Origin of the sequence: Streptomyces sp. NPDC050508, from assembly GCF_040655155.1 — a bacterium.
Lineage (GTDB): Bacteria > Actinomycetota > Actinomycetes > Streptomycetales > Streptomycetaceae > Streptomyces.
Genome location: NZ_JBFAJJ010000007.1, coordinates 372,389 through 388,562, shown reverse-complemented (window position 1 = coordinate 388,562; position 16,174 = coordinate 372,389). Strand labels below are relative to the sequence as shown.

The following is a 16,174-nucleotide window of genomic DNA, read 5'->3' as shown; positions in this document are numbered from 1 at the left end:
TGCCTCCATCCGTGGTCAGAACCAATTCATGACCTTGTCGGCCACGTCGGACGCCGCACCGCTGCCGATGATGCCTCCGACGACACCCCCGACGACGCCGCCCACGACGGTACCCACACCGGGAAAGGCCGAGCCGATCGACGCACCCACCTCCGCGCCGTAGGCAGCGCCCGCGAGGCCGCCCGCGAGGCCCGCGGCGTCCCGGGTGGCAGTGTGGAGCCTCTGGGCCGGCGGTGCCTTGGCGACGTCGTAGGCGGAGAGCGCCACCGCGCCGACGAACAGGCTGCCCTTCAGGGCGCCGCCGACCGTGATGAAGCCCGCGTCGCCGCCCGCCGAGTCCGCCAGCTTGCTCGCGGTCGAGGCGGCGCCGCTGCCCGAACCGCCCGTGGCCCCTGCGGTCTTGGCGAACTCCTCGATCTGAGCGGGGGTCAGCTTGGGGGTCGACTTGAGGTTGCTGTTCAGGTCGTCGAGCCGGGTGGACGGATCGACGTCGATCCCCATCTTGGTGAGGATGCTCCGCGCCTGCTCGACAGGGATCGTCACCCGGGCCCGGCCGGCGAGCGTGCTGGCGGACGCCTCGACCGGCACCTCGCTCTCGTGCGGGAGCGAGAGGTAGTAGTCGTCCATCACCTCCAGGTCGGTGAGGTCCTGCCGGTTCAGGATGTGAACCACGCCCTGCGCGTGCCAGTCGTTCGCGGCCTGGGTGGCGAAGTGGGTGGAGACACCCGGGTCCGACGAGGTCGGCGTCCATCCGCTGGACTGGATGTTGTCCGAGCCGCCGAAGCCGACGGTGGAGCCGCGGAAGAGCCAGTCCGTCGCGTCCGTCGGCGGGCGGTAGGACGGCCCGGGGCCCATGTCCGCCGGGTACATCTGGCCACTGGGATCGGCGTTGGTGACGGGATTGTCACCGGCGTAGGCGTAGCCGCCGAGCTCCTGCGGGTTGGTGGCCTCGAACTTGGGGTCGACGCTGATGAAACCTCCCAGCGCCGGGTCGTACTTGCGGACGCCGACGTCGGTGTAACCGGTGGCGGCTTCCTGGGACTTGCCGAGGTACGAGTGGGTGGGGTCGGGCCACGCCGTGTCGTTGGCGTTGGCCCGCTGTTGCCCGTACGGCGTGTACTGCTGACGGGACACCTTCTGGGTGGTGGTGTCCATGGCCGTCGTGCCGGTGCCGTGCTCGTCGTCGAAGAGGTAGTCGGTGCCTCCGCCGGGCAGGCTGGAGCGGACCGCCACCGCGCTGCCGGCGCCACCGTGCGAGTAGGTGCGTACGGCGCCGAGCAGGACGTTCGGAGTGACGCCGGTGTTGACGACGATCTCGGTGTCGCCCGCGAACAGCGTGGTCTTCCCGGGGTCGCGGCGTATCAGCTGATTGCCGTCGGCGTCGTAGACGTATTTGGTGGTGGTGGGGCTGCTTCCGGTGGTGTCGACCTGGGCCAGATGGCCTTCGTCGTCCCAGGTCAGGTTCTGGCCCGCGCCGGCGCCGGTGGGAGTGCGAGTGAGCAGGTTGCCCGCGGCGTCGTAGACGAAGTCGGCCGGGTTGCTTCCGCCGGTGGTCCTGGTGAGGGTGTGCGGCTGGGCTCCGGTGGCATTGCAACCGGTGGTGCAGCCGTCGGCGTAGCCGGTGGTGACGTCCGCCCCGCCAGTGGTGGAGTGGTCGACCACCTGGGTGCGGTCACCGATGGCGTCGTAGCTGTAGGACTGCCAGTACGACCCGGCCGTGCCGCCGACGGTCGCGGCGGTGGGGTCGGTGCCCTGTGCCGGGCAGGCGGCCTGCGTGGTCCAGGCCTGGGACAGCCGGGCCAGTGCGTCGTACTGGTAGCACTGGGTGTCCGTGGCCGTGTTGCCGGTCTCGGACTGTTGGTCGGCGGCGGACAGCGGGTTGCCGGCGGCGTCGTAGGTGTACTTGGTGTCGTCCACCTGCGGCCCCGGCGCCTGCGTACGCGAGATGAGCCGCTCGGTGGGTCTGCGGGTCTGGTCGTCGTAGGAGTAGGTGATCCAGGCGGGGTTGGTGGACGCCCCCAGAGTGAGCTGCGAGGGCTCACCGTAGTTGGTGTAGACGGTGCCGCCGACGTAGGTCTGGGCGCTGCTCGCGGTCGTGGTCGGGTTGCCGAGCGCGTCGTGCCCGTAGGTGATGGTCTCGCCGATCAGGCCCTGGGTGCGCGGGTCGACCTGCGAGGCCAGCAACTGCGCTTTGGCGCTGTAGGCGTAGGTGGTCAGGTAGCTGGTCGGCAGTGGGGCCTCGCTCGCCGGCAGCGTGATCTTCGTGCCGGTCGATTTGCCGAGTGTGGTGTAGCCGGTCGTCGCGACCGTGTATCCGCCCGTGACGCCCTGCGCGTAGCTGGTGGACGAGGTCTGCCGGCCGATCCGCAGGGTGTCGTACAGCCAGGAGGCGACCTTGAAGTTCTTCGCCTTGTCCGTCTCGGTCAGCTTGCGGCCGAGCAGGTCGAAGGTGAAGTCCAGCTCGTTGGTGCGTGAGTCGGTGGTGGAGACGAGGTTCCCGGCGTCGTCGAAGCCGTAGTGGCTGGTGCCGGCGTCCGGGTCCGCCTGGGAGGTCTTGCGGCCCAGCAGGTCGTAGCCGAAGGACCACACGGCGTTGTCGGGGCCGGTCACCTTGTTCTGCCGGCCGGCCGCGTCGTAGCCGTAGCGAGTGGCGTGGGACGTCCCGCCGGTGGCGGTGAAGCCGTCGGTCGCGTTGCCGGTCACGTTCGGTGCCGCGGTGTACTGGTCGAGCTCGGTGTTCTGACCGCGGGCATCGGTCACCGTGGTGGTGGCGACGGCGCCGGTGGGCGGGATGACGGTGGTCCTGTCCCCCGTGTAGGCGGTGCGGGTGCTCCAGGTCCGAGCCCCGTCGTGCTCGTCCGTGCTCCGGGTGGTACGTCCCATCGCGTCGTGGTCGGTGACGGTGGTGGCGGGGATGGTCACCTGGGAGACCGACACCAGGCTGGAGCCCGGGTTCCCGGAGATCGCGTAGCTGTTGTTGGTGACCACGGTCCAGCCGTGCGAGTCGTACTGGGTGTCCGAGACCGTGGTGCTGCCGTTCTCCGCCGTCACCTGGGTCTGCAGGGTGCGCAGCATGGCGTCGTACAGCGTCTCGTTGACGCTGTAACTGCCGTTGTCCAGCAAGGTGTTCGTGGACACCACCGAAGGAGCGGTGGCGGACAGCGCGTAGCTGTAGGTCATGCTGGCGGGGGCGCCGGCCCCCTTGTTCTCGTTGGGCAGCCAGACGCCGGTCAGCCGGCCGAGCGCGTCGTAGGACAGCGAGGTGACCAGACCGGCGACATCGGTCTTGGCGAGGGGCACTCCACGGGCGGCGTCCAGCGCGGAGGTCGCCACCTGGCAGTCCTTGGACGAGGTGGTGGCCGGCGTGCAGGCCGCGCCCGGGGTGGCCTGCGTTGCGGTGGTGGTACTGGTCGGGAGCGCGCCGCCGGCCGGTGTGTACGAGGTCGCCACCGTCTGGGCCAGGCTGCTGCCGTCCGGGGCGGTGGACTTGGGCGTCCGGGTGGCCAGTACCACTCGGCCGTAGGAGTCGTACGTGCTCTGGGTCTGGTCGACGAACTTGGTGGCGTTCGCCCCGTTGGACGTCGTCGCCTGCTGTACGAGGGTGGCGTCGCCCGCACTCGGCAGGGCCGGGTTGGACTGACCGTCGCCGTTGTGGGCGAAGGCGTGCCCGTCGTACGACGTGCGGGTGTCGGAGACCAGGTTTCCGGAGGGGGTGGCCCCGGAGCTGTCGCAGTCCTGGTCGGTGACGATCTTCTCGGCGGTGACGACCACGGTCGCGGAGGTGCCGTCGAGGTAGCGGGTGAAGGTGCACTTGGTGGTGTTGCCGGTGGCACTCGCCTCACCGCGGTCGTCGCTCTGGACGGCCATGCCGGTGGTGGTCCGGCCCAGGGCCGTGTCGTAGAAGGTGTCGGTCTCGGTCTTCCGCCAGCCGTAGGAGACGGCCTGCCGGGTCAGCGTCCTGGCGGGGCGGACCATGTTCGCCGTCAGGTCCGTGACTCCGGTCCGGTTCCGCGTGGCGGTGGGGCCGATGATTTTGGGGACGTTGACGACGGCTTTGTCGATGCCGCCGTTCACACCGGTGGAGGTGTCGGTCTCGAAGACCTGCCCGGCCAGCGGGTTGTCGTCGGCGACACTGACACTGCCGTCCTGGCTGGTGAGCGCGGGCACGCTGCGGGTCCCCGACGGCATGGTGTCGCCGTTCATGCCCAGGAAGTAGTAGGTCTTGGTGAGGGTCTTCTGGTCGTAGACCTTGGTCCCGTCGGTGTAGTGGAAGACGTTCGGGTCACCGGTGGTGACGTCCACTTCCGGGAATCCGCGGAACTGGCCCCAGGTGCGGTTCTTGCTCTTGACCGTCTCGTTGTCGTCGTAGTGCCAGCCCGGGTTCCCCTTGTAGGAGTACTCCGTCAGCAACTCCGGCTCGGTGCCGTCCTGGTAGCTGTTGTGCGGGTCGACGGTGGACACCGATCTGACCGGGTGCAGGGAGAACCAGTCCAGCATCGGCGCGGGCTGTCCGTCCGGCGTCCAGTACACCGGGAAGCACCGCAGCTTGTTCGTGGAGGCGAACCCCTTCGCCGCCGCGTCCGCGGGGTCGGACGGATCACTTGCCGGGGCGCTGGAGCAGTCCGGGGTGTCATAGACCACCGTGGTCTGCGCACCGGTCTCCGTGGTGACCGACTGGATCCGGTCGTGGTACATCAACGGCATCTGCGGGATCGTCCCGACCCGGTTCGCCAGCTGCAGCGGCGGATCGAAGCTGACCGACGGGGTGGAGGCACTGGCGGTGGCCCCGCCGAGCAGGTCCAGGCCGGTGTGCTTGATGCCGTCCAGCCACAGGGTCGGGGCGTGGTCCCCGCCGTCGGGGAAGGACTGGGTGAAGTCGTAGCGGTCCACCTGCTTGGTCGCCCCGCCGACCTGCACCTGCGTGGTGATCGAGGTCAGCCGCTTGCGCGACCAGAAGCTGGGACCGTGGTTGGTGCAGTCCGTGGCGTCCTTGGCGCAGTTCAGGTCGATCGGCACATCCGGCCAGTACTCCGGATTGGACTTGGTGAACTGGGAGTCCGAGCAGGTGTTGCCCGCGGGAGTGCCCGAGATGCAGCGCTCCGCCGTCGCGTCGAACAGGATCTGCTCCGGCGCGGTACCCGAGTAGACCGTGGACGAGGTCATGCCGTAGTCGATGCGCTTCAGCGTCCCGCCGCGGGTGTAGGCCACCGCGGTGTTCTTCATGTTCGGGCCGTAGTAACCCGTCTCCGGCGCGTAGTAGTACGCCATCGCGTTGCTGTGGCGGTCCACGACGTAGTCCAGGTTGAACCGGTAGCCCAGGGTGCAGGAGCTGGACGCGAAGTCCGTACCCGCGGGGCAGTCCGAGACTCCGCTGTGGGCCTTGTAGACGGGCATCGTCCAGGCCGACTTGGTCTCCTCCTTGCCCGAACTCCAGCCCGGCAGGCGGTTCCAGCCGAAGTAGTACTGGATGCCGTTCTCGGTGACCTTGAAGTACTCGCCGTTGTCGGTGCCGTTGGTCGCGCCGGTCAGGTCCTCGATCTTCGTGGTGGAGTCGTCCTGCGCGGCGCGGAACGTCTTGGTGCTGTCGTCGTAGACGATCGGGGTGGACTTCCCGTCCAGCGACAGGGTCAGGACCTGGCCGGCCCAGCACTCGTCGCCGTCGTTCTTGGGCGCGTCCGACGACGAGTCGTCCTTGCAGGACTTGTAGGTCCGCTCGATGTAGTTGTCCGAGCTCGACCAGCCGTCACCCAGCCACGAGGACTGGTTGTTGGTGCCTTCGGTACGCGAGTCCTGGGTCGCCGAGTTGTAGTTCAGGGTCAGCGTGGGTGCCGAACCGCCGATGGCTCCGGGCACGGAGATCGGGTAGTTGTAGGTGAAGGCCCCGGTGTTGCCCGAGGTGGACCATGTGCCGCCGGCCGACAGGCTGGTCGCCGTGTAGTCGCCGGACGAGCCGCTCGTGCCCGAGGTCGCGGCCAGTGCCACCGTGCCGTCGGAGGCCGCGGCGGTGTGCGCGGAAAGCGGCTTGGACGTTGTCGTCGCCGGCAGCGAGACCTGGGCCGACAACGGTGCGCCGGCCTTGGTGCGCAGCGGGGTCTGTGACTGGCATCGTGGCAGTCGGGGGGTCGTCAGTACGCAGGCCGGCAGCCGCACCAGGTGCAGTCGTGAGGCGTAGTCGCCGCCGAACGCGTTGCGGAAGGCCGAGTCGTCCACGTCGACCCCGACGCTGCCGGAGCCGCCCACGCCCCGCAGGGTGAACAGCACGCCGTGCACACCGGCGGCCTGTGCGGTCTTCTGGTCAACCGTCTTCACCTGGACCCGGCCCGCCGTGGTACCCGAACGCACCGCCGACAGCAGCACCGGCGACGACCCCGCCCGCACTCGCGACACCGTCCGCCGCGGGGACGCCGAGCCCGCCGCCGCGTGCGCGGAACGCCCGCCGGTCGGCGGAACGGTCAGCGACACCGTCGAGCTCCCCGCACCCGGCAACGAGGCGTGATGCGCGGGATCGAACCGGGTGAACCTCTTCGACGCCGCAGCCGCCTTCGGCTTCGCGTGGGTGAAGGGAATCCGCTTGTCCTTGGCCACTGCGGGGGCGGGGACATGCCGGTGCGAATCCGGCGAAGCCATCGCGTCCGCGGCGGGGATGAGCATGCTCACCAGGAGGACACCTGTTGTCGGGAGACTGAGGCCACGGAGCCATCCGGCACTCCGTCTCATCCGTCTCCCCAGCCCGGCTGTTCGCGTCATCGTGAGCCCTCCCCCGTTCCCGGCCCAGGGCACACGAAAACCGCCCCCCGGGTGTTGCTGTGAGCGCTCACGTGGCCTTCGGTCCAAGGCAGTCGAGCGCACGCCAAAAGTGAGGGGCAGTTGATCAAGCCCCTCACGGAAGCTTCACGCTAGGGCCTGAGATCAACACGGCTTGCAAAGCGCATACACACGGAACGCAAAGAAATCCCCTAGCTCGGAACCCAATTTGACCGCCATGCGTCAAAAACGGACTTCAAACGGACACCAAGCGGTCAATCGATGATGGACCCGGCTCACATCGGCCCCACAGAATGCACTCCGGCGCGGGGCCCACGGGGGGAACCGCCTGAAAGCGGAGGACCCCAACCTTCATGTCCGTCCATCCCAGTCCCTTCGGCATGCCCAGACGCCGACTGTCAAGACCCATCGCCACCGCCGTCGTCACGGCCCTGACCGCGGCCTCGCTGGCCGCGGCGGCACCCTCGCACGCCACGCCCGACACCTCGCACGGGGCCACATCGAAGAGCGGCGGCTCTCCCTCCGCCGCCCGGCGTCTCAACGCCACGGAGGCCGCGTCCGTACGGGCGAAAGCCACCGGCAAGCCGGTGACGATCGACCAACTCACCGACACCGGAACGCTGGTGGTGGCCAACCCGGACGGCACCTTCACCCGCACCGACTCCTCCATGCCGCAGCGCGCGCTGCGGCACGGGAAGTGGGTGCCGGTCGACACGAAGCTGGTGCGGCGGGCGAACGGAACCTGGGCGCCCAGGGCCGCGGTCACCGACGTGGCGTTCTCCGACGGCGGTTCGGGTGCGCTGGTCACGATGCGCAGCGGCAGTGCCGCGCTGGGCTTCTCCTGGCCGGGCAAGCTGCCCGAGCCGGTGATCTCCGGGGACACCGCCACCTACCCCGACGTACTGCCGCAGGTGGACCTGCAGTTGACCGCGGACGCCTCCGGCTACTCCTCGATCCTCGTGGTCAAGTCCCGCAAGGCGGCGGCCGATCCACGCCTGCGGAGCCTCGCGCTGAACACCACCTCGTCCCATGTCGAGGTGACTCCCACGCGCGACGGCGGCGCCAGCGCCACCGACAAGCGCACCGGTGAGACGGTGTTCCACAGTGACACCGCGCTGATGTGGGACAGCGCCGGCGCGAAGTCCTCCGGCGTGTCCTCGGCCCACACAGCGACGGCCTCCTTGGCCCGCGCCGAGCAGAAGGCGGCCGCCAAGGTCGGCGAACACCGCGCCCAGGTGCGGGTGAGTCTGCGAAACGGCAGGCAACTGCTGGGCCTGGACCAGAAGTTGCTCACCGCCAAGAGCACCGCCTACCCGGTCTACGTCGACCCCGAGTGGAGCGGCAGACCCTCCCAGCTGGACTGGGCGCGGATCTCCGACAACGGGTGGAACGTCTACAACTCGACCTCCACCTCCGGGGCGACCAACGCCCGTGAGGGGTGGGACAACTCCTCCCCCGGCAACGGTGAACGGGCCCGCACCTACTACCAGATGAACACGGGCGGCATCAAAGGCGCGGTGGTCACGCATGCCTCGCTGTACGTGAAGGAGCTCTCCGCCGCCTCCTGCTCGGACACCCCGGCCGCCGTCTACGGCACCGACCGCCCCGCCGGGTGGAGTTCGTCGTCGCTGTACTGGGGCCATGAGCCCGGCGGGCGCACCGGCTCGCTGGGCACCAACCCCAAGAGCCACGAGGCCGGTACCTGCCCGGTCACCGACGGCGCCAACTCCTATGTCAGCCCGCCGTCGCTGGAGTTCGACGTGACCTCCCGGGCACAGAGCGCGGCGGCCGGCGGCTGGAAGAGCATGACGCTGATGGTCCAGTCGCCCAACATGGATGACGCCACCCAGTGGAAGCAACTCGCCTACGGCGGCGGCGCCACCATGTCGGTGACCTACAGCTACCGCCCCAAGCTCAAGAACGGCACCGGCACCCCGGCCATCAAGCCGTCCATCGTGAGCCTGGGCAAGACGATGACCACCACCCACACGCCGACGCTGTCCGCGCGCGCGATCGACCCCGACCTGGCGGGCGGCAGCGAACTGGTGCGCATCGAGTACAACGTCTACAACTCCTCCGGCACCCTGGTCCACCAGGGCTTCGGGCCCAGCACGGACTCGAAGAAGCGCGCCCGGTACAACACCAACGGCAGCGACTGGACCACGTCGAGCCTGCCGGACGGCACCTACACCTGGAAGGCCACCGCACAGAACGCGGCCGGCTACTGGGTGGGCCCCGGCTCGGGCGTCTGGACCAAGACGCAGACGTTCACAGTGGACACCAGCGCGCCTCCCGCGCCCACGGTGACCTCAAGTCAGTTCCCGGCCAAGCAGATCGGCGCCGCCTTCGGCGACAAGGGCACCTTCACACTCAGCAACAACCACACCAACAACATCACCGGCTACCTGTTCGCCCTGGACGCCACGCTCGGCAACACCGTCTACAGCACCAGCGTCACCCACTGGACCACCAGCACGACGATCGTGCCGGGCCACGTCTACTACGCCACCTCGGACAACGGCCCCGGCACCGGCACCGTGGTCCTCAACGGCAGCGCCTCCCCGGCTTTCCCCCCGGCCAAGGCGGGACCGCACACGCTGTACGCCAAGGCCGTCGACCAGGCGGGCTCGACGTCCATCTCCCAGACGGGCTACGCCTTCTACGCCGGTACCAGCACCCCGACGTACGCCTACGGCGACAAGATGATCGCCGGCTGGACGGCGACCAACACCGACGGCACGACCACTGTCGTGCCCAAGGCGACCACCACGTCCAAGGGCGGCCAGCTGATCAGCCAACCCGCCTACAGCGGCTACGAGTTCGCCGACGGCTACCAGGCCATGCTGGCCAACAAGAGCACCACCTCGAAGGTGGTCAGCGGTGACAGCGCCACCTTCAGCTTCGACATCCCCAAGGACGGCCCCTGGAGCTTCGGAGCCAACCTGACCAAGGCCAAGGACTACGGCATCCACAACCTGGTCCTGGACGCGGGCAAGCCCACCCAGGCCACCCTGCTCAGCGGCCTGGACGCCTACAACTCGTACACGACCACCCGGTTCGTCAACCTCGGCATCCCCAAGGACTCGAACGGTCAACTGCTCACCCTCAAACAGGGCGTGCACACCCTGACCCTCACCCTGACCGGCAAGAACCCCAGCTCCAGCGGCTACCAGGCCGGCCTCGACGTGCTGCGCCTCGCGCCCGCGCTGACCTGCGCGATCAACGGCACGGGCAGCTGCCTGAACAACACCGCGACCAGCACCTTCACCACCACGACCAGCACGGCCGACGCCGACGGCTCCGGCAACAGCATCAACTCCGCCGACCTGACCGGCACTTCGGGCTGGCAGAGCGGCAAGTCGGTGACCGTCGACGGTACGACCATCGCGCTGCCGAAGTTCGGCACCGGCACCTACGACAACATGCTGGCCTCCGGGCAGACCGTCACCGTGCCGGGCAGCGGCCCGGTGAACACCGGTGACGCCGTGGTCTTCCTGGCCTTCGCCACCGGCGGTGCGGCCAAAGGCGCCACCGGCACCATCACCTACGCCAAGAACAACTGCCTGGACCCGAACGGCGCCTCCGCCGACCAGTCGTACACCCTGGACACGGTGCCCGACTGGCTGAGCGGCCCCGCCTCCGCGGCCACGCTGACCCTCGTCCACCAGAACCACAGCAACAACACCCAGACCAGCCCCAGCCCCGGCCCGAAGATCTACGCCGTCAGCGTCCCGCTGACCTGCCCGGGTTCGGTCATCAGCAGCATCTCCCTGCCGCTGTTCACCAACGGCGTCCAGGCCGGTCAGCCTGCCCTGCACATCCTGGGCATGGGCGTGCGACCGCTGACCGTCACCGGCAGTGGATCGAGCGCCCAGCACTGGGTCGGCACCTGGTCCTCGGTCCAGGACACCGCCAAGGTGCAGCTCTCCAGCGGCAGCACCGCCACCGTCAACGGCCAGACGCTCCGCATCCCGGCCCACATCAGCATCGGCACCGATGACGGCAACGGCGTCCGCGTCCACCTGTCCAACGCCATGGGCAGCAGCCCGGTGACCTTCGACGCGGCCTCCGTCGCCCTGCAGGACGGCACGGCGGGCGGCGCCACCGCGGCCTCGGCACCGGTACCGCTGGCCTTCGGCGGCGCCGCCACGGTCACGATCCCGGCAGGCGGCGACGTCACCAGCGACCCGGTGACCCTGCACGCCGATCAGCAGGCGACGGTCCTGGTCAGCCTCCAGGTGCACGGCTCGGTGTCCGCGTTGCCGGGCCACGCCGCGGCCCAGACCCCGGTCTGGGTCAGCGACGCGGCCAACCGCACCGGGGACACCGCGGCCGGCAAGTTCACGCAGACCACGTACACCGGTCTGCCGTACCTGGTCGGCATCGACGTCACCACGCCCGTCTCCGCGCCCACCGGCTCTCTGGTCCTCTACGGCGACCAGAGCGTCAACGGCGACAGCGCGAGCGGCGACGGTCAGCACCACCTGAGCGACGCCATCACCGGCGCCGTCGTGGGCGACCCCAACGGGGACTCCTCGGTCGACTACGGCGTGCTCAACGCCGGCACCAACAGCTACAGCCTGAGCAACAACCTGCTGCCACAGGGCACGTACAGCGACAGCCCGACCAACACGCTCAACCCGGTGGACCGCAACGTACTGGCGCAGGGCAACGTGCGTACCGTGCTCGTCTCCACCGGTGCCACCGACCTGCTCAACTGCACCGGTGCCGCCGACACCTGCGCCACCGGTGTCGAGCAGGGACTCACCGCGATCAACACCGAGTTGAACTCGTACTACACCGATGACGGACAGACCTACATCAACGGGCAGCCGGTCACTCAGAACTCCAACATCACCGTCTACCTCACCACCATCACACCGTTCACCGCCGCCCATCCGGGCACGGCGACCCAGGAGTCCGCGCGTGAGTTGGTGAACCAGTACCTGCTCGACAACTTCCCCACCCAGGTCATCGACTTCGCGGCGGCGGTCTCCACGGACGGCACGGCCACCTCGTCGACCGTGAAGGCGGCGGACCTCTTCAGCGGCAACCCGTCGAACACGTACTACGCCGACCTCGCCGCCCGCTACCTCAACGACACCAACACCCAGGTCGTCGGCATCGCGCCGAACCTGATCGTCCCGGAGGCCACCGGCGGCGACACCCCCGCCAACGAGTGGGAGACGGCCGCCGACGGCACCGACGCACGCGGGGACAACCCGCTCACCGCGGTCGGCGGGGCGACCTTCGGCTCGACCGGACCGGACGCGGTCAACGCCCCGGCCACCGCCACCTCCTTCGACGGCAGCACCGGCTTCCTGGAGAGCGACCACACCGCGGTCAACACCCTCGCCGACTACACCGTCTCCGCCTGGGTGAAGCTCGACTCCACGGACAACCCGGCCACCGCCATCTGCGAGGGAACCAGCCAGCACCAGGCGTTCTACCTCGGCTACGACCGGGGCAACAAGGGCTGGATGTTCCAGACGACGACCACCAACGACGACAGCGCCGACTTCCCCACCGCGGAAGGGGACACCAACACCGGCGCCGTGGGCACCTGGACCCACCTCCTGGTCACCTACACCGCGCCCGTGGACGGCGACGCCAGCAGCGGCGTGATGTCCATCTACCAGAACGGCACCCTGATGGGGACCGCCACCAACCTCACCCCGCAGTACGACTCGTCGATGCCCCTGACCGTCGGCGGCTGCATCAACGACGCCGCCGCGACCTCGCCGTACAACGCGTTCCCGGGCTCCGTCTCGGACGTGCAGGTCTATCCGTACGCGATGGCGGCGAGCCAGGCCGGCGCGGCCAGCGTGATCGTGCCGGCCGGCTGGGACAACGGCATGCCCGAGGACGAGTGGAAGCTCGGATCGAACGGCACCGACACCGCCTCCCTCAACCCGGTCACCGCCACCGGCAGCGCCACCTACGGCAGCGACGCGCCGAGCGGACTGTCCGGCAGCGTCGCCTTCGACGGCAGCACCGGCTTCCTCAAGAGCAAGCAGAGCGCGGTCAACACCCTCGGCGACTACTCCGTCTCCGCCTGGGTGAAGATCAACTCGGCCCTCGGGACCGCCGCCGTCTGCCAGGGCACCACCCAGCACCAGTCCTTCTACCTCTCCTACGACAAACCCAGCGCCGCCTGGATGTTCCAGACCACGACCACCAACGACGACAACTCCGACTTCCCCACCGCGGAAGGGGACACCAACTCCGGCCCGGTCGGCACCTGGACCCACCTGGTCGCCACCTTCCGGGCACCGGTCCCGGGGGAATCCACCACCGGCAACATGGCCCTCTACCAGAACGGCACCCTGGTGGGGACGGCCACCAACCTCAGCCCCCAGTACGACTCCTCCATGCCCCTGACCATCGGCGGCTGCGTCAACAGCGCCTCGGCCACCACCCCGTACCTGGCCTTCCCCGGCTCCGTCACCGACGTCCACGTCTACCCGCGGACGCTGTCGGCAACCGAGATCGGCGCCCTGCACTGACCCGCACCACCGCCACAGGCCCCTGCCGGTTCGTCACGGCCCGGTAAGCCCGGTGTTCCCAGAGGTCGAAGGTCCCCGCCGCAAGGCGGGGGCCTTCTTCCGTGTGGGGTCACGGACGGTTCGACGACAGTCCGTCCCCGCTCAGGCCGAGGGCCTCGGCATCCTTACCTGCTCTCCGAGATGATGGTCGAACACGAACAGCAACCGCACTTCCCTGCCCCTGCCGAGCCTCCCCGGCGTTGTTGGTTGTTCCGCTTCGACGACACCGAAGTTCTGGAACAGGTCGGCCAGGAAACCCTTTCCGCGCTGTCAGTGGTCTCTGTTAGCTTCAGGCGCTCGTGTGATCCACGAGCATCAAGTACTCACAGGGGAGGGCCACTTGACCAGGTTCACAAGGACAGGCAGACGCAGACGCACGGTGGTGGGGAGCTGTGCGGCGGCACTGTTGGCCATGGCTACCGGGACGGCGTACGCGGTGGACAACCTGCCGCCGAATCAGCCGCTTGTCCAAGACCTCCAGTCGGGAGGCAAGGCATGCGCGACCGGTGACGACACGCCCTACGTTTCGACGCCGCCCAGGCTCAGTGCAGTGCTGTACGACCCGGAGGAGGACAACCAGCCCTCCGAAGACAGCCGGCTCAGTGGCGAGTTCGAAGCCTGGTGGACGGACGCGGCCGGAGTGAAGCAGCAGCGTACCTACACCACCGTCACTCTCTCCTCGGGGTCGCGCCAGTACTGGACGATGCCGAACGACATCCCGGCGAACACCGTCGTCTCCTGGCATGTCCGCGCGAACGACGGCAAGGCGACCTCCACGTGGAGCGACGAGGGCGACGGCTCGGTCTGCTCCTTCGTGTACGACGACGTGAGCCCGGAGAAGGCGACGATCACCTCTCCCGAATACCCCAACCCGGAGGACGTGTTCTGGGTGGACGGAGTGGGCGTCTACGGCCACTTCACCATGGACTCGCCTTCCGACGACGTGGTGTCGTACACGTACGGCTTCACGGGCGGCCCTTACGGCACCGTCTCCGCGGAACGGCCGGGCGCGGCCGTGACCATTCCGTACCTGCCGCTCTCCGAGGGACCCAAGTCGCTGACGGTCCGCGCGATCGACCGGTCGGGCCGAAGCAGCGGGGAGTCGCATTACGACTTCAACGTGAAGGCCGGCCGCGCTCCCGTCGCCCGCTGGAAGCTGGACGACCCGGCGGACTCCCAGTCGGCCGCCGCCGAGACCGGCACCGCCGCCCGTGCCGGGACCGGCGTGACCTTCGGCGGCCCGGCGCCCACCGGCACCACGGCCACCGCCACGGTCGGCCTCGACGGCAGCGACCACGCCTTTCTCACCCCGGACGCCCCGGCGACCGACATCCGTAAGACCTTCGCGGTGAGCGCGTGGGTACGGCCCGCCGAAACCGACCGGAACATGACCGTCGTCAGCCAGGATGCCGACGGGGCACCCGGCTTCGACCTCGGGCTGCGCCACCAGGACTCCGGGCCCGCCTGGTCGTTCGCGATCGGCGGCGCACAGGTGTCCGGCGGCGCCCCCGAGACCGGCGAGTGGGCCCATCTGCTGGGGCTGTACGACGCCGAGACCGGAAAGGCGCGACTGTACGTCAACGGCCACGAGGCCGGGACCGCGGCCGACGCGACTCCCGCCGAGGCGGCCGGCGCTTTCCAGATCGGGCGCGCTCTCGGGGCTGCCGGCTATGGGGACCAGTGGCACGGGGACATCGGTGACGTACAGGTTCACGACCGGGTCGTGGTGCCGGACGAGGCAGCCGAACTGGCGTACCGCAAGCCGAAGTTGCTCGGCCACTGGTCGCTGGAGAACGCGACGGACGGTGTGAGCCCCGAGCAGTCGGGCGGCGCGCCGCTGCGGCTCGGCGCGGGGGCTTCGATCTACCGGGGCTCCGACAGTTCCTGTATCCCGGACATCGACCCGGACTGCACCTATGTGCCGCCGCCACTCGTCGGTGACGGGCATCTGCTGCTGGACGGCGAGAGCGGGTACGCCGCTGCCGACGGGCCCGTCGTGGACACCGGGGACAGCTTCACTCTCGGCGTCGTCGTACGCCTCGCGGACTCCGAGCCCGCCCACCCGATGACCGTGCTCTCGCAGGCAGGCGAGCACACCGACGCCTTCGAGGTGCGCTACGAGCCGTCCACGCACGCCTGGCAACTGGTGATGCCGGAGAAGGACGAGGCCGGAGCCCCCGAGAAGGTGGTGTCCCAGATCGTGGGCGCGGACGGAGGCGAGGGCCAAGGCCACCGCCTCGCCGTGGTCTACGACGACGCCACCGACACGATCAAGCTCTACGTCGACGGCTACACCAACGCCGAGGCGACCGCGAGCCTCCCCAACGGCTGGCACAGCACCAGTGCCCTCCAGATCGGCCGGGCCAGGTCCGACGACGGCTGGGGCGAGTACCTGCATGGCGCCGTGGACGAGGTACAGGCCTACTCCGGCGCGCTGAGGGACGGCGACATCATCGGCCTGGGGCACGGTACGGATCCTTGTCTGTGCTGAGACGTCATCCGCTTGTCGATCACGGGGCCGACCTGTTCGAACAGGGTTCCTGATCGGGTGATCGCGTGAAAGCCGACGCATGACAGCAGGGCCTCTTGGCAGTTCGGGGTTGCGAACCAAACCGATCACCAGGAGGCCCTGTTGCCGCAGTTTTTCGCGTCCGCGCGTGAGGAGTCCAACTCGGCGTCCCTGTCGTGTGACTGCCTCGCGCGCAGGTCCGGCAACGCGGCGGACGGGCCGGACCGCATCCCGAGAGCTCCGACATGAAGGAGGCGGAGCGGCGGGTGGTGCGGCCGTTGCTGCCGGTTCCGGCCTGGCTGTTGGCCGGCAGCGTCTCGTAGCCACGCACCAGGTGACGCAGCCCCTCCACGTC

3 protein-coding genes are annotated in these 16,174 nt (G+C 69.1%); 2 read left to right on the top strand and 1 reads right to left on the bottom strand.

Annotated features, from left to right (window positions below; genetic code table 11):
- Nucleotides 1-15: 15 nt before the first annotated feature.
- Complete coding sequence (locus AB0I69_RS22590) at nt 16-6,651, bottom strand: RHS repeat-associated core domain-containing protein (RefSeq protein WP_363097517.1); 6,636 nt, start codon at nt 6,649-6,651, stop codon at nt 16-18.
- A 467-nt stretch (nt 6,652-7,118) separates the two neighbouring features.
- Here AB0I69_RS22590 and AB0I69_RS22585 point away from each other — a divergent pair, with 467 nt between their 5' ends.
- Nucleotides 7,119-13,271, top strand: a complete 6,153-nt coding sequence (locus tag AB0I69_RS22585; protein ID WP_363097415.1) for a LamG-like jellyroll fold domain-containing protein — start codon at nt 7,119-7,121, stop codon at nt 13,269-13,271.
- 451 nt (nt 13,272-13,722) lie between these two features.
- Nucleotides 13,723-15,801 (top strand): LamG domain-containing protein, encoded by a 2,079-nt coding sequence (locus AB0I69_RS22580; protein ID WP_363097414.1) that lies wholly within the window; start codon nt 13,723-13,725, stop codon nt 15,799-15,801.
- Nucleotides 15,802-16,174: the final 373 nt, after the last annotated feature.